At 37.1% G+C, this 16,595-nt stretch carries 14 protein-coding genes and 1 pseudogene; 8 read left to right on the top strand and 7 right to left on the bottom strand.

Annotated features, from left to right (window positions below):
* Window positions 1–48: 48 nt before the first annotated feature.
* The 5 genes from FC84_RS05980 to FC84_RS05960 are packed head-to-tail and all read left to right on the top strand — an operon-like array spanning window position 49 to window position 6,915.
* Window positions 49–429: a conjugal transfer protein gene (locus FC84_RS05980; RefSeq protein WP_057756815.1), complete on the top strand. Its 381-nt coding sequence runs from the start codon at window positions 49–51 to the stop codon at window positions 427–429.
* The gene (gene tcpF / locus FC84_RS05975; RefSeq protein ID WP_057756813.1) at window positions 426–2,882 is read left to right on the top strand and encodes a conjugal transfer ATPase TcpF; all 2,457 of its coding nucleotides are present in this window, start codon (window positions 426–428) and stop codon (window positions 2,880–2,882) included. Before FC84_RS05980 ends, tcpF begins: the two co-directional genes overlap by 4 nt.
* Before the next feature lie 2 nt (window positions 2,883–2,884).
* Entirely contained in the window at window positions 2,885–4,990 is a 2,106-nt protein-coding gene (locus FC84_RS05970) for a CD3337/EF1877 family mobilome membrane protein (RefSeq protein ID WP_225733084.1), read from the top strand.
* Window positions 4,987–5,994, top strand: coding sequence for a bifunctional lytic transglycosylase/C40 family peptidase (locus tag FC84_RS05965; RefSeq protein ID WP_057756811.1), 1,008 nt, complete (start codon window positions 4,987–4,989; stop codon window positions 5,992–5,994). Before FC84_RS05970 ends, FC84_RS05965 begins: the two co-directional genes overlap by 4 nt.
* A 15-nt stretch (window positions 5,995–6,009) precedes the next feature.
* Window positions 6,010–6,915, top strand: a complete 906-nt coding sequence (locus tag FC84_RS05960; RefSeq protein ID WP_057756810.1) for a conjugal transfer protein — start codon at window positions 6,010–6,012, stop codon at window positions 6,913–6,915.
* Between the two features lie 109 nt (window positions 6,916–7,024).
* On the opposite strand, the gene FC84_RS05955 is transcribed toward FC84_RS05960, so the two are convergent.
* The 5 genes from FC84_RS05955 to FC84_RS05935 all read right to left on the bottom strand — a co-directional run bounded on the left by FC84_RS05955 (window position 7,025) and on the right by FC84_RS05935 (window position 12,405).
* Entirely contained in the window at window positions 7,025–8,425 is a 1,401-nt protein-coding gene (locus FC84_RS05955) for an FAD-dependent oxidoreductase (RefSeq protein WP_057756807.1), read from the bottom strand.
* Between the two features lie 83 nt (window positions 8,426–8,508).
* A complete protein-coding gene (locus FC84_RS05950; RefSeq protein ID WP_057756805.1) occupies window positions 8,509–9,807 on the bottom strand; it encodes an arsenic transporter in 1,299 nt (432 codons plus the stop codon).
* Between the two features lie 88 nt (window positions 9,808–9,895).
* Window positions 9,896–11,626: an arsenical pump-driving ATPase gene (gene arsA, locus FC84_RS05945; protein ID WP_057756804.1), complete on the bottom strand. Its 1,731-nt coding sequence runs from the start codon at window positions 11,624–11,626 to the stop codon at window positions 9,896–9,898.
* 79 nt (window positions 11,627–11,705) lie between these two features.
* Complete coding sequence (gene arsD, locus FC84_RS05940; protein ID WP_057756802.1) at window positions 11,706–12,065, bottom strand: arsenite efflux transporter metallochaperone ArsD; 360 nt, start codon at window positions 12,063–12,065, stop codon at window positions 11,706–11,708.
* On the bottom strand, window positions 12,052–12,405 hold the full coding sequence (locus FC84_RS05935; RefSeq protein ID WP_057756800.1) for an ArsR/SmtB family transcription factor: 354 nt from the start codon (window positions 12,403–12,405) through the stop codon (window positions 12,052–12,054). The genes arsD and FC84_RS05935 overlap by 14 nt, the downstream gene beginning before the upstream one ends.
* A 182-nt stretch (window positions 12,406–12,587) precedes the next feature.
* Here FC84_RS05935 and FC84_RS08985 point away from each other — a divergent pair, with 182 nt between their 5' ends.
* Complete coding sequence (locus FC84_RS08985) at window positions 12,588–12,737, top strand: hypothetical protein (RefSeq protein ID WP_157051856.1); 150 nt, start codon at window positions 12,588–12,590, stop codon at window positions 12,735–12,737.
* Window positions 12,738–13,022: 285 nt separating this feature from the next.
* On the opposite strand, the gene FC84_RS05930 is transcribed toward FC84_RS08985, so the two are convergent.
* A complete protein-coding gene (locus tag FC84_RS05930; protein WP_057756798.1) occupies window positions 13,023–13,487 on the bottom strand; it encodes a flavodoxin in 465 nt (154 codons plus the stop codon).
* 79 nt (window positions 13,488–13,566) lie between these two features.
* Window positions 13,567–14,247: pseudogene (locus tag FC84_RS05925) on the bottom strand (SDR family oxidoreductase); the annotation flags it as partial.
* A 215-nt stretch (window positions 14,248–14,462) separates the two neighbouring features.
* Here FC84_RS05925 and merR point away from each other — a divergent pair.
* Window positions 14,463–14,855, top strand: a complete 393-nt coding sequence (gene merR / locus FC84_RS05920; RefSeq protein WP_001863748.1) for an Hg(II)-responsive transcriptional regulator — start codon at window positions 14,463–14,465, stop codon at window positions 14,853–14,855.
* Window positions 14,856–14,883: 28 nt separating this feature from the next.
* Window positions 14,884–16,542: a mercury(II) reductase gene (gene merA, locus FC84_RS05915; RefSeq protein ID WP_010825986.1), complete on the top strand. Its 1,659-nt coding sequence runs from the start codon at window positions 14,884–14,886 to the stop codon at window positions 16,540–16,542.
* Window positions 16,543–16,595 lie beyond the last annotated feature (53 nt).

The following is a 16,595-nucleotide window of genomic DNA, read 5'->3' as shown; positions in this document are numbered from 1 at the left end:
TGATTCTGAATTAAGGATCAACTTTCTTTTTATAGAAAGGAGTTTGATATGAAAAAGGTTAGAAGTTATACCTCAATTTGGTCAGTTGAAAAAGTGTTATATGCCATTAATGATTTGAACTTACCCTTCCCCATTACATTTACACAAATGACTTGGTTTGTTGTGACGCTATCGATCATTATCATTTTTGGTGAATTACCACCTCTAAATCTTATACAAGGTGCTTTTCTCAAATACTTGGGTATTCCTGCAGCGATCACTTGGTTCATGAGTCAGAAAACGTTCGATAATAAGAAGCCACTTGGCTTTTTGAAGTCAGTATTGTCTTACCTCTTTTCCAATAAACTTACCTTTGCTTATCAACCAATCAAAATCACACAACAACAATGGCTAACTCCAATCACTTGTGTCACAAGGAGGTCATCATGAAATTCCCCATCAAATATATCGAAGACAATCTGGTCTTTAATACCGACAATGAATGCTTTGCTTATTATGAATTGATGCCTTATAACTATTCGTTTCTTTCTCCAGAACAAAAACAACAAGTTCACGAGAACTTTCGTCAAATGATTGCGCAAAATCGTGATGGTAAGCTGCACCTGATTCAGTTAGCAACGGAAGCAAGTGTACGCGATACGATGACTAGATCAAAAGCTTTATTAAAAGGTAACCTCAAAGAAATTGCTGAAACTCATATAGACGGTCAAGTTGAAGCATTGACTGAATCCATTGGCGATAATCAAGTTGATTATCGCTTTTATATTGGCTTTAAACTACTCCTTAATGATAAAGAAGTATCCGCAAAAAGTATTTGGCAAGATTTGATCTTAGGTGTTGATGATTTCATTCATGGCTTTAATGAAACATTTACCGGTAATTTTGTTGTGATGAACAATAGTGAAGTTGAACGATTTAATAAAGTTGCGCAATTCTTAGCTGATAAAATCGGCCGTCGTTTTAAAATTCGACCACTAACAAAAGATGATTTTGGTTATTTACTAGAACATCTCCATGGCATGAATGGCCAAGACTATGACGACTACTATTATCATCTCCCTAAGGAACAAGATGACCAACAAACCATTATCAAAAAGTACGACTTAATCAAACCGACGCGGGCCATGATTGAACAAAAGCAACGCTATTTAGTGTTAACTCACGATTCGGACCAATCTTTTATCACTTATTTAACTATGTCAGATATTGTTGGCGAATTGGAATTTCCCGGTAGTGAGATCTTTTATTTTCAGCAACAACAGTTTGATTTCCCAATTGATACTTCACTCAACATTGAAATTGTGACTAATAAAAAGGCGCTCACTAAGGTTCGCAATAAGAAAAAAGAATTACGTGACTTAGATAACCACGCCTATCAATCAAACAATGAAACTTCTCGTGGTGTGGTTGACGCATTAGATTCAGTTGACGAACTTGAAGCGGATCTAGATCAAAGTAAAGATGCGATGTACAAAATTTCCTATGTTATTCGCGTTAGTGGCCGAACTCTTGATGAAATGAAACGTCACGCAGATCAAATTCTAGATTTCTATGATTCCTTAAACATTAAATTAGTACGTCCCTTCGGTGATATGTTAGGGCTGCACTCAGAGTTTATTCCTGCTTCTAAACGCTATATGAATGACTACATTCAATATGTCACCAGTGACTTTATTGCTTCACTGGGTTTCGGTGCAACCCAATCCTTAGGAGAAAAAGAAGGTATTTATGTTGGTTACAACGTGGATACTGGCCGTAATGTTTTTATTAAACCGGATATCGCTGCGCAAGGTCTCTCGGGAACAGTGACTAATGCTCTTTCAGCAGCTTTCTTAGGTTCACTGGGCGGCGGCAAATCATTTAGTAATAACCTACTAGTCTACTATGCTGTTCTTTATGGCGCCCAAGCATTAATTCTTGATCCTAAGTCTGAACGAACAAATTGGACTCGAAACTTAGATTTCATGGCGGATAAAATTAACATCGTTAATCTAACCAGTGAAGAAAAGAATCGTGGACTATTAGATCCATACATCATTTTGAAAAATCCCAAAGACTCTGAAAGTTTAGCCGTTGATACCTTGACTTTTCTGACTGGGATTTCTTCACGTGATGCAGAACGTTTCCCAACACTACGCAAAGCCATTCGTAATGTCACCCAGCAAAAAGAACCTGGTCTTTTAAAAGTCATTGATGAGTTGCGTCGTGAAGATACCGATATTGCGATTAATATTGCTGATCATATTGAATCCTTCACCGATTATGACTTTGCCGCTTTACTTTTCTCAGATGGCACTGCTCGCAATTCAATCGCCTTAGATAAAAATATTAACATCATTCAAATCGCTGACTTAGTTCTACCTGATACTGATAAAACCCAAGAAGAATACATCACTGCGGAAATGTTATCAGTAGCTATGCTGATGATTATTTCTACTTTCGCAATTGATTTCATCCATTCAGATCGCTCTCGTTTTAAGATTGTCGATTTAGATGAGGCTTGGGCGTTTCTTAATGTGGCGCAAGGTAAAACCCTCTCCATGAAACTAATTCGTGAAGGTCGTTCAATGAATGCTGGTGTTTATCTGGTTACTCAAAACGCTAATGACCTGTTAGACGAAAAGATGAAAAACAATATCGGGATGAAGTTTGCCTTTCGCTCAACAGATATTAACGAAATCAAACACACCCTGCAATTCTTCGGCCTTGATCCTGAAGATGAAAGTAACCAACAACGGCTGCGCTCGCTAGACAATGGTGAATGTCTCTTTCAAGATATTTGGGGTCATGTTGGGGTACTTCACTTTGACTATATTTTCGAACATCTTTATCACGCATTCGATACTCGACCACCACAAACGCAAGTGACTGGAGGCGATTGATTTTGTCGATAAAACAAAAGCGACTGCTTAGATTTCTCTCAATCAGTTTATTGATCATTCTGTGTATCATACTCACCAACACTTCGACCGTTCATGCCAGTGGTCTAGTTGACGAAACAGTGAACGCGAATAACGAGTTCTCAAAATATCCCGTCAACAACTACCAGCTAGATTACTTCGTTGATTCTAGTTGGGATTGGTTGCCGTGGAACTGGGGTGACGGTATCGGCAAATCAGTGATGTATGCCGTTTATGCCATTACTAACTTTCTCTGGTTAGTTTCAGTTTATCTCTCCTACGCTACCGGTTATTTGATTCAACAAGCCTACTCGTTGGATTTCATCAAAGATACGACTGACGCGATTGGTCAGAATATTCAAAACCTAGCTGGTGTATCTCCGTCTGGATTTTCTACGGACGGTTTTTATCCTGGTATGTTGTTACTGCTCATCATCATTTTAGGAATCTACGTTACTTACACGGGACTTTTGAAAAGGGAAACTTCTAAAGCTATCTCAGCTATCGTGAACTTTGTCGTCATCTTTATTACCTCGGCAAGTTTCATTGCCTACTCACCTGATTACATTAGTAAAATCAACGAGTTTTCATCCGACATGAGTACCTCTGCATTAAATATTGGGTCAAAGATGATGATGTCGAACGCTACTGCAACATCAGAAAATGGTGTTAATGCAATCAGAAACACCCTATTTAATATTCAAGTCAAACAGCCTTGGACACTACTTCAATTCGGTGACTCTGACACTAATAAAATTGGTGAGAAACGTATCGACGAACTGGTAAAGACTGATCCCTTCGAGAAAAAAGGTAAAGCTAGAACTGAATTGGTTAAAAGTGAAATTGAGGAAAAAGATAATGATAATCTTTCAGCAGTTAAAACGATTAACCGCCTTGGTGTCACAACCTTTGTCATCATCTTTAATGTGATCATCACCATCTTTGTTTTTATGCTGGTGGCAATCATGATCTTCAGCCAAATTCTGTTTATTATCTACTCGATATTCCTACCGATTAGCTGCCTACTAGCCATGATTCCAGGATTTAACTCAATGATGAAGAACACGATCATGAAGTTGTTTAACGCGATTATGATGCGTGCTGGCATTACTCTAGTCCTCACCATGGCTTTCTGTATTTCCACTATGATTTATTCCTTGTCGGCTACTACCCCATTTTTCTTAGTTGCTTTTCTACAAATCGTTACCTTTGGTGGCATTTGGTTCAAGCTCAGCGACTTAATGGGCATGATGCAATTGAAGAGTTCTGATTCGCAAAGTGGTGCACGGCAACTTGCTCACCGTGGCCAACGTGCCTTTCGTAATATTGCCAGTGGTGCAGTTATGGGCGGTGTGGTCTCAAGATCTATGCAAAAAGCTCACCAAAAAGAAAGGTCTAAAGAAAAAGCGCCGCAAATAGAGCAAAAATCCAAAAATGTGATGCCTAAGAAAGAAAATCGACCAATTAATCCTGTGGAAAAACTTGGCCGAAAAATTGGTAATACGTTAGATACTAAGCAAAAAATAACTGACCAAGCTAAAAAGGCCACAGAAAATATTGTTAATACGCCGACTAATGCCAAATACAACCTTCACCAAGGTAAGAAAAGTATCAAACATGGCGTGAATGATTTTAAAAACGGTATCACAAAACAACGCAGTGATAATCAAACTCAACGTGAACAGGCCCAAAAGAAACGTCGTGAACAATTAGCTACACGTAAGTTAGCCATCAACCCAAGCCCCAAAAAGTTCACCCAAGAAGCTTCAACAATCAGACCAATGCCAAGCGTTCGAAAACTTAAACAGTTACAATCATCAACCGAAAAACAGCCAACCGTTAATCTTAAACGACCACTTCAAAAATACAAGATTAAACAACCAACACAAGAACCAATTAAACGTTCCACAACAGATCATCAACTATCTGAAAAGAAATCAGCTAAAAACAATTCATTAGAAACAACATCGAAACAACGATCAGCGACCAACAAACCAAAATCACCACAACTTGTTCAACATCAAAAATTAACCCGACCTCAAGCCAAGAAGTATCAAATTAAAGCCTCTAAACGAGGTGGTCCTAAATGAAATTAACTAAATGGTTATTAGCTGGTACACTGCCACTCGTCCTGATTGTTGGTTTGTTATTCACTGTCGCAACTACTAGTGAAGACGATGAAGAATTAACAAATGACATTGAAATCTTTGATCCGGATAGTACTAATCTATCTTCTGACGTCCTGAAGTATCAATCGTTAGTTGAAAAATACTGCCAGCAATTCAAAATTCCTGACCAAATTAATGTCATTCTTGCCATCATGCAAGTTGAATCTGGTGGCAAAGGTAATGATGTGATGCAATCTAGTGAATCACTCAATCAAAAACCGAATAGCCTTAAACCAGAAGCCTCAATTAAGCAAGGCGTAAAATATTTCGCTGGTATTATCAAGCAAATGAAAACTGTAAAAGTCGATTTAAACGCTGCTATCCAAAGTTATAACTATGGCGGAGCTTTTATTGATTATGTGGCCAATCATGGCAAAAAATACACCCAAAAAGTTTCTAACGAATTCGCTAAAGCAAAATCCGGTAGAAAGAAAGTCAATTATGATAACCCAGTTGCTAAAGACAAATGGCGCTATGCTTACGGTAATATGTATTACGCTACTCTCGTCAATGACTATTTAGACACAGGTACACCAGTCGAATTCAATGACAAAACAGTTCAAAAAATCATGAATGAAGCCCTGAAATATAAAGGTCGTGCTTATGTTTTTGGTGGTAGTAATCCAAGTACAGGTTTTGATTGTTCTGGATTCACTCAGTGGAACTTCAATAAGGCTGGCATTAGCCTGCCCCGTACTGCTCAAGCACAATACAATGCCATGAAGCATCTCAAGCTTAAAGATGCCAAACCTGGTGATTTAGTTTTCTTTCATTCCACTTATAACACCGCTGATTACGTTACCCACGTTGGTATCTATGTTGGCAGGATGAAGATGTTTCATGCAGGCGATCCTATTGATTATGCTAACCTCAAAAATTCCTATTGGCAAAGTCACCTAATTGGTGCTGGTCGTATTAAAAAGTAGAAAGAAGGTTATCACGTGAACAAGAAACAACAGCAAAAAAGCGCTAAACCACGTATCAAACGTGTTGGTTTGCGCCATACAACGACCATATTTTGTTGGTTACTGCTATTAATTAGCGTTGGTTTTGGTATTTATAAAAGTTTTACCGCCGTAGATACTCATACCATTCAGCAAAAAACGATTGTTAAAACGAAGATAGTTGATACCAATCCTATGACAACCTTTGTCACCGATTTTGCCAAAATTTATTACGCATGGGAACCAAAGCAAGAACACCTTGACCAGCGACAAGTGCAGTTAAAACAATATCTATCCGATCAGTTAATCACACTAAACGCTGAGACGATTCGCACTGATATTCCCACTAAATCCACGGTTAGGGCGATTAAGATCTGGCAAGTTAAACAGCTGAAGAAAAATAATTATCAGGTTCTCTTTTCAGTTGATCAAGATATTGAACAAAACAAAGGTAAAGACAAAAAGATTACGCCGGTGTCTGCCTCATATCTCACGACAGTCTTCCAAAATAAACAGAAAGATTTAGTCATTACCCAAAATCCAACAGTTGCGGCTTCCCCTACTAAAGCTAACTTGAAAGAAAAAATTCAGCAAGCAGATGGTTCAGTTAATACCCAAACAACAAAACGAGTTGAAAAGTTTCTGACAACATTCTTTACGCTCTACCCTAAAGGAACTGAAAATGAGCTTCAATATTACGTTGAAGGTGGTACTAAACCATTAAACAAAGATTATAAGTTTGTAGAATTGATTAATCCTATCTTCAAAAAATCGGGTCGTAAGCTTGAAGCCATTATAACCGTTAAATATCTAGATACAGTTACTAATATGACACAGTTATCTCAATATCAGCTTATTTTAAAGAAAACGGCTGATAACTGGATTATTAAAGCAGGACTATAATTACCAGTGCAACAAATTATTCTTAATTTATAAACCTATAAAATTAAGAGTAAGTACACTATCAGTAAAATATTGCAGTGTATTTACTCTTCTTTACATATTTAACTAATTACTTTTTAAAAGCATTCTTTTCCCAATTTTGAGCAGCAAGTTGAATCGCATCCCATGGTGATCCAACAGGAGGTGAATAAGACAAGTCTAAATCGTTGATGTTACTCACAGTCATGTCATTGTAAATTGCAGTTGCAAAAATATCGTTACGTTTGGCGACCTCACTTCCGTATTTCCCAACCAATTGGGCACCCAATAACTTACCGGTATTCTCGTCTCCGGTAAGCTTAATTTTAATTCTATTAGAACCAGGAAAATAAGCCTTATGGTCATCTACATCAGTTGTTACAGTTAAGGGAGTAAATCCAACATTCATAGCTTCTTTTTCCAATAACCCTGTGCGAGCTACAACAAGATCGTATACCTTTAAAACCTGTGTCCCTATACTGCCTTTGTATGAACGTGGAACCCCTGCAACGTTAAACCCAGCAATACGTCCCTGCTTGTGTGAGGTTGTTCCTAATGGTAAGTATGTCCAATCTAATAATAAATGTTTAGTTTCAACTAAATCACCAGCTGCCCATATATCAGGCAATGTTGTCTGCATATAGTTATCGACTTTAATTGCACCGTTTACTCCAGTTTTGGCACCTGCTTCAACTAAAATATCAGTATTTGGTTTAACTCCAATCACAATTAAAGCCAAATCAAAACTAAATACATTATTGTTTTCCCGCATATCCGTACCAATTATATCCACAGTTGTTTTATTTTCCTTAATCTCTGAAACTGTCAGATCTGTAAGAACCTTTATCCCGTTGCTAACTAATTTTTTGTGAATAATCTTTCCTAAATCTGGATCAACTGTAGATAATACTTCTGAACCACGCTGAAAAATAGTAACGTTCAATTGTCGCCTTTGCAACGCTTCAGCCATCTCAATGCCAATATATCCTGCACCAACAATAGCTATATTTTTGATACTATTGGAAGTTAATTCGTTTTCAATTGCAAAATAATCATCCATCGTATGCAAGACATGTATCCTGCTGTTTTTTTGCTCAATCCTTTTTAAATTGAGTCCAGCAAGACTATCTAGCTTTGGAACAGCTCCAGTTGCTACGATTAATTTATCATAATAATATTTTTGAATTGTATCATCGTTCAATCTAGCAACAACAAAATGTTCGCGAGATTGTATTTTTTTGACAACAGTGTTCATGTGAAATTCAATTCCAGTATCTTCTAACTCTTTCAAACTCCGATGCGCTAATGAATGCCAATTTTCAACTTCACCACTGACCGCATAAGGTAATCCGCAGATTGATAGATTGGGAAATTCATCGGCAAGCAAGACTTGAACTTTTAAGTTTGGCTTTAGCTCTTTAGCTTTTAGAGCGGCTGAAATTCCTGCATCACTACCGCCAATAACTAATAATATTTCGTCCTTATTAACCATACAATTAATTCCTTTCACTTTTGCAAACTAGTAAAATTTTATAAATATTCAATAGTACCAGATAATTAACATAATTTTCCTTATCATCCAAAAATACTTAATGATAACCATAACCCGAATAGCGAAATGAACAAGACAGGAATTGTAACTGTAATACCGATTTTAAAGTATGTTCCCCAGGCAATTTTAACATTCTTCTGTGCCAAGACATGTAACCACACGAGCGTTGCTAAAGAACCAATTGGTGTAATTTTTGGACCCAAGTCAGACCCAATTACATTGGCATAAACTAAAGTTTGATGCATCAATCCTGATACATTTGCCGCTTTGATTGATAAGGCATTTATCATAACAGTTGGCATATTGTTCATTGCTGAGGAGAGAAATGCCGCCAGATAACCCATCCCCATTGTTGCAGCAAAACGACTACCAGTTGCCAACTTGCCAATTATTCCGGCAAGCAATGATGTTAAACCAACGTTTTGAAGGCCGTATACTACGACGTACATACCAATTGAGAAGAAGACAATATTCCATGGTGCGCCGCCTTTGATAACCGCTTTGGTATCAATTTGCGAGCTTTTACGAGCTACTAATAGAAATATTACGGCGATTAAAAGTGCGATAAATGATACAGGGATATTTAAAAAGCCACTACTAAAATAACCGAGTAATAGTGCTGCTAATACAAACCATGAGAACTTAAATAATCGGTGATCTTTAATTGCCGTGCTTGGTTTAGCAACTTGTGAGATATCGTAATGCTTGGGCAATGCTTTACAGAAATAAAGATATAAAATAACGATACTTGCGATCAGTGAGAACAAATCAGGTAACCACATTCTTAACGCATATTCAGAGAATGTAATGCCGAAAAAATCTGCTGAAACAATATTAACCAAATTACTTACGACTAAAGGCAATGAGGTTGCATCTGCGATAAAACCACTAGCAATGATAAAAGGAAAAACTCGTTTCTCATCAAAGTGTAGTGCCCGAACCATTGCAAGAACAATCGGTGTTAAAATGAGCGCGGCACCATCATTAGCAAATAAAGCTGCCACAATTGCGCCAAGAACCGCAATAAGAACAAACATCCGAATGCCATTACCTTTTGCAAGCCGAGCCATATGCAACGCTGCCCATTCAAAAAAGCCAATTTGATCAAGAATTAAAGAGATTAAGATGATTGCGACAAATGATAGTGTTGCATTCCAAACAATGCCGGTTACTGTGCCAACATCTTTAAATGTTACGACTCTAAATACCAATGCTAAGACCGCACCGCCAATGGCAGTCCAGCCGATTGATAATCCTTTTGGTTGCCAAATAACGAAGACCAAGGTCAATAAAAAAATAAATATTGCAAAAAAGACTTGCATAGCTCCTCCAAACTATCAAAAATCAAGGCATTTCTGCCTTGATTAAAGAATAACCACATATATTTTGATATTTAATACTTTTAGCTTATTAAATTGTTAGTAATACCTTTTCAAAATCAGGCTGCCATTGTTCAACTGCAAAATGATTATTTGAAAGTTCTTTTACTTTTTCAATCCATTCAACTTCATTCTGTGCTCTGGCTTGTAAACAAGGGTTGGTAGTATTGGTTGCAAGCATACTCTGGTTAACCAACCACCATGTGTGTGCCATCTGTGCCCGATCAAGATCATCATTTAGGCGCATTGATTCATAAACGGGGGTCGTTTCTGGCAAGGTTACCATCACGATTTCGGTTTGGCTTGGATCTTGTAACCGAGGTAATAAATCAATGATTGCTTGTGGAACTTCACCAGAAGTTCGCTGTACTTCTTGAGCGTAGCTTTGTGTAGAATCAAGTAATAACAGTGTATGACCAGTTGGAGCGGTATCAATTACGACCACATCGCTATCATCTTGAGCAACAATATTGGCAAAGGCACGAAACACTGCAATTTCTTGAGTGCATGGTGAACGTAAATCTTCAGCAATATAATCAACATCATCAGATTTCATGGTTTTCTGTGCACTTGCTAAAACTTCATCCTGATAATCCTTTAAAACTTGTTGTTCATCAATATGACTGACCGTAATATCAGGGTCATCAGTCTTAAAAAGATTTAGGTGATCTGCTGGATCTGTAGTAGCCAAATGAACAGTCTTATGTTGGGCTACTAATTTTTTGGCGATTTGAACAGCAACTGTTGTTTTACCAACGCCACCTTTGCCCATGGTGAAGATGATTTTTTTATTAGATTTTACTAGATCATTAACGATGACATCTAAATTAGGATAGTCGTTTTTGATACTTGGCTGAGGAGTTAATTTTGGTTGTTCAGATTGTAGGACTAAACGTAATTTATCCAGACCAGTAACATTATAAGGGCGTAAAGGCACTTCAAACTGGGCAAGTTCTTTCAATGAAGCCGGCATTTGTGCAAGGTCATTTTGTTGCTGTCTAAAGATTGTCTGTGATGGTAAATCAGTCGGATCTTTTAATGTGCCATTAATAATGAGTTGTTGGTTCTTAATGCCAATAGCGGCAAGTTCTTGTGCAGCGCGATCTGCTTCTAATAAGGATGCTTTCTGTGGGCGGGTCACTAACATTAATGTCGTCAATTCGGGATCATTTAAGGTAACGACGGCTTTCTCATACATTGCCTTTTTGTCATCCATTCCGGCAAGTTGTCCAAGACAAGAAGCGCCACGATCATTTTCATCTAAATAGTTATTCCAAGCTGATGGCAGTTGAAGCATTCTCAAAGCATGTCCAGTTGGAGCAGTATCAAAAATAATATAATCAAATTTTTGATCAACCTCTGAATCAGTTAAAAAATTAGCAAATTCATTAAATGAAGCAATTTCAACTGTACATGAACCAGAAAGTTGTTCGGCCATATTATTGATGGCAGTTTCTGGTAAGATTCCGCGATAAGGTCCAATGACACTTTCACGATATTCGGCGGCAGCAGTTACGGGGTCAAAGTTCGCAACAAACAATCCGGGAACATTCGCAATATCTTTAGGTTTATTGGTTAACTCTGTATCAAATACATCTTGCAAATTACTGGCTGGATCGGTAGAAGCCAACATTACTCGTTTACCAGAGTCAGCTAGATTAATTGCTGTCGCACTAGCAGTTGTTGTTTTACCAACACCGCCTTTTCCTGTAAAGAATAAATAATGAGTTAATTTTGTTGATTGAGGTTGATAAGTTTGCATATTATTTTCTCCTTAGATAGACGGTCATCTATATATAGTACAAAAGAAACGGCTGTGCCATTCTTACATCAAGTAGGAATTAGCAGCAGCCACTACCGCCACAACAACTATTCTTTTGTTCAGCAGGAACGAAAACCAAGCCAGTGTATTCGGATAGTTCATCGATTGTTGGATATGTGCCAGTTTTAACGATTTCGTCGTCAACGACTGTAATAGGTAATACTGAGTCAGCATCATCCTTGATAGCCGACAAAATTTCAGGTCGTCCACTAAAAACATCGGGGTTATTACTCAAATTGTAACGATTTGCTTCAACATTCGTAACACCTTGCATTGCCTCAAAGGCTGATGTGATTGTCAATAAGTCCTGATTAACACTGGGTCCGCAAACACCTGTGGAACAACACATAGCTGGTTCAAATAATTCAATTTTTTTCATTAGTAATGGCAACCTTTCCTGAAGAACAATTTGGACAATCAGCATCCGAATGACAAATACATTGGTCGTCACTAGTTAATAGCAGATCGGTGTCTTTTTTAAAAGACGTCATAAATTCTTCGTTAAGGGTATAATGTTGCCACTTACCGTCCTTGCGTGCTGATACGATGCCAGCATTCTGTAAAACTTTCATGTGATGAGATAAAGTTGGTTGTGAAAAGTTGAAATGCTCTAAAATATCACATGCACATAAAGACCCACAAGAAAGTAAATCTATGATTTTTAACCGATTAGGATCAGCCATTGCCTTTAGTATTTGTACGTAATTTTGATAGTCCATTAAAAATTCCTTTCTTATACATAGACAAACATCTATATTAGTTAGTATAGACATCCATCAATGTATTGTCAAGTATCCTTTTTGTTATTTAGATATTTAGATTTCTTATAATATTCTTGATAATTATTGATTCATAGACTTAATTGTACGAATTAGACTACACAAAACAAGGAGAGTGTCCAATGAAATATCGAACTTACAAATTTCCTGTTAACAATGGCAATGAAGTTGCTAGAAATTCTCTTTTTGGAGCTTTTATTCAGTTAATGGATCAAAAGCCAATTAACCAAATAACAGTATTGGAACCACCACCAAAATTAACTCGTATATAAAGATGATAATTTTGTAGAGTTGATTAATCCTATCTTCAAAAAATCTGATCATAAACTTGAAGCGAGCATAACTGTTAAATATCTAGATACAGTTATCTCAATATCAGCTTTTTTTAAAGAAAACGGCTGATAATTGGATGATTGAATCTGGCATATAAAAAATACCGCCAACATTTAAGTGTTGGCGGTACTACATAATTATCTATATTCTCTTCTACTTATCAATCACACCATTAACTTGCGTAAAACAACTCATAATGTTAGGTATGCGTATGATCGATATTTTTAATCAATTTTCTCTGAATCAAAATACTTCTTAATTTCTCTTTCCGAATTAGCTGTAAATCCCCTTAATAGCTCAACATCATTTTGCTGTGCAAGTTGCGTAAGAACCGGTAAACTATCTTGAATCGTACTCGATGCACTCGTTGTAAATGGAATTATTTTTTTACCTTTTAAATTAATAGATTCAAAAAAAGTGTGAATTAGCATTGGGGGTTGATACCACCAAGTAGGAAATCCAAGATAAATCAAATCATAGTCATCAATATTTATTGACAGCGAAGCTAAAGCCGGATGAATATCATTATCCTTTTCAGATTCTGCGCGCTTGCCGGCTTTTTCATAATTATTGGAATACGGTGTACTTGGCTTTAAAGATTCAATATCAAAGTGTTTGATTTCTTCTATTTTCTCTGCCACTTTTTCAGTATTCCCAGTTAAAGAGAAATATAAAATTATTTTTTTCATTGGAAGGCCTCACTTTTAACTTTTCTCAAACCTTTATATGCTTATTAAGCTAAGCTTTTATATTATTGACATTTTATTTCTAACCCTGACCATCTTTAAATGCTGGATAAAGTGTCATTCCACCATCGATAAATAGTGTAATTCCAGTAACATAGCTAGACTCATCAGATGCTAACCAAGCTTCCCCAGCGGCAACTTCCTCTGGTTTACCAATTCGATCCATTGGTACCATTTTGACTGTCTGTTCATACTGAGCTGGATCAGCAAACTTTTCAGCATTAATTGGTGTATTGATTGCTCCTGGTCCAATCGCATTAACCCGAATATTATCTTTAGCATATTCCATTGCAATCGTTTGGGTAAATAATTTAACACTGCCCTTTGCAGCAGCGTAACTAGCAAAGGTTGGCCAAGGAATTCGTTCATGAACAGATGACATATTGATAATATTTCCCTTTTTATTATGGTCTTTGAAGTATGCTAATGCTGTCCGAGAACCAAGAAAAACGCCTGTCTGGTCAATAGCAGTTACCTTGTTCCAATCATCAAGTGACAATTCATGTGTTGGTGACTTAATTTCCATACCAGCATTGTTCACCCAAACATCTAAATCGCCATAATTTTCAATAGCAGCATCAAGTAGTTTTTGTACCCCTTCTTCAGAAGTAACATTGGCTTGAACAATCACTGCTTCACCGCCGGCCTCAATAACCGCATCGGCAGCTTTCTGAGCGCCAACGGGGTCACTATTATAATTAAGTGTCTTCGGAATATATAGTGGAATTACTTTCTTAATAGTTTAAAAACAACTGGTGTTTAAATCGGATTTTCTGGTGGGATGTTAGGATAATCAATAGTATTTTATAAAAGTATCAATCACATACGAGTGATACTTTGGGAAAAAAATAAAATAGTCCAATTTACTTGAACGTGTACTATGGTACACGGTTTATAATATTCATGGGGTGAAATAAGATGATTTATCGCATTAGTGAGTTTGCAGATAAATGTGGAGTTAATAAAGAAACGATCAGATATTACGAGCGAAAAAATTTATTACAAGAACCTCACCGAACGGAAGCTGGTTATCGGATATATTCATATGATGACGTTAAGCGTGTTGGGTTTATTAAACGAATACAGGAACTTGGTTTTTCTTTAAGCGAGATTTATAAATTACTTGGTGTTGTAGATAAAGATGAAGTTCGTTGTCAAGATATGTTCGAATTTGTTTCTAAAAAACAAAAGGAAGTGCAAAAACAAATAGAGGATTTAAAACGAATTGAAACTATGTTAGACGACTTAAAACAACGATGTCCAGATGAAAAGCAATTACATTCGTGTCCAATAATAGAAACATTAACATGAGAGATTAATTAACGAAAGGAGCTTTTTTATGAATAAATTTAAGGTAAACATTTCAGGAATGACTTGTACGGGTTGTGAAAAACACGTAGAATCAGCACTTGAAAAGATAGGTGCTAAAAATATTGAGTCTAGTTATCGTCGTGGTGAAGCAGTATTTGAACTGCCCGATGATATTGAGGTTGAAAGTGCAATAAAGGCGATTGCTGACGCAAACTATCACCCGGGCGAAGCAGAAGAAATACAAGTGCAATCGGAAAAAAGGACAGATGTAAGTTTAAATGATGAAGGTAACTATGATTATGATTACATCATCATCGGTTCTGGTGGAGCTGCCTTTTCATCTGCCATTGAAGCCGTTACTTTGAACGCAAAAGTGGCTATGATTGAGCGTGGAACGGTGGGTGGAACTTGCGTTAATGTCGGATGCGTTCCTTCTAAGACCTTATTAAGAGCAGGGGAAATCAATCATCTAGCAAAAAATAATCCATTTGTGGGATTACACACTTCGGCTTCAAATGTTGATTTAGCGCCATTAGTAAAACAAAAGAATGATTTAGTAACCGAGATGCGAAATGAAAAATATGTGAATTTAATTGATGATTATGGTTTTGAATTAATAAAAGGTGAAGCAAAATTCGTAAATGAAAATACAGTTGAAGTAAATGGCAATCAAATCACAGCCAAAAGATTTTTAATAGCTACAGGTGCTTCTTCAACTGCACCTAATATTCCCGGATTAGATGAAGTAGATTATTTAACAAGCACTAGCTTATTGGAATTAAAGAAGGTTCCAAATCGTCTTACCGTAATTGGTTCAGGATATATCGGCATGGAATTAGGACAACTATTTCATAACCTCGGGTCAGAAGTCACTTTGATTCAAAGAAGCGAGCGTCTATTAAAAGAATACGATCCTGAAATTTCAGAAGCCATTACTAAGGCCTTAACAGAACAGGGAATTAATTTAGTAACAGGTGCAACCTATGAACGAGTTGAGCAAGATGGAGACATTAAAAAAGTTCATGTTGAGATAAATGGTAAAAAGCGAATTATTGAAGCAGAACAATTGCTAATTGCCACTGGAAGAAAACCAAATACAGAATCATTAAACTTACATGCAGCAGGCGTTGAAGTTGGTTCCCGTGGTGAAATTGTCATTGATGATTATCTTAAAACGACCAATTCCCGAATTTATTCAGCTGGAGATGTCACTCTCGGTCCCCAATTTGTTTATGTAGCTGCTTATGAAGGTGGACTTGCTGCTCGTAATGCAATCGGAGGACTAAATCAAAAGGTCAATTTAGAAGTGGTTCCAGGCGTTACGTTTACTTCTCCATCGATTGCAACGGTTGGTTTAACGGAGCAACAGGCAAAAGAAAAAGGATATGAAGTGAAAACATCGGTATTGCCGTTGGATGCTGTTCCAAGAGCGCTCGTTAATCGGGAAACAACAGGTGTTTTCAAATTAGTGGCAGACGCGAAAACATTGAAAGTGTTAGGGGCGCATGTAGTGGCAGAAAACGCAGGAGACGTAATTTATGCAGCAACATTAGCTGTGAAATTCGGTTTAACTGTTGGAGATCTGAGAGAAACGATGGCTCCATATCTAACAATGGCTGAAGGGCTAAAATTAGCTGCACTTACGTTCGATAAAGATGTTTCGAAATTATCTTGTTGTGCAGGCTAAGGGAACTTTTTTTACAACTCCCTATTCAAGTGAACCAGCTAATACTGTACTAA

It is taken from the genome of Lapidilactobacillus dextrinicus DSM 20335 (assembly GCF_001436095.1).
GTDB classification, from domain to species: Bacteria; Bacillota; Bacilli; order Lactobacillales; family Lactobacillaceae; genus Lapidilactobacillus; species Lapidilactobacillus dextrinicus.
This window is presented reverse-complemented; position numbering and strand designations above follow the sequence as displayed.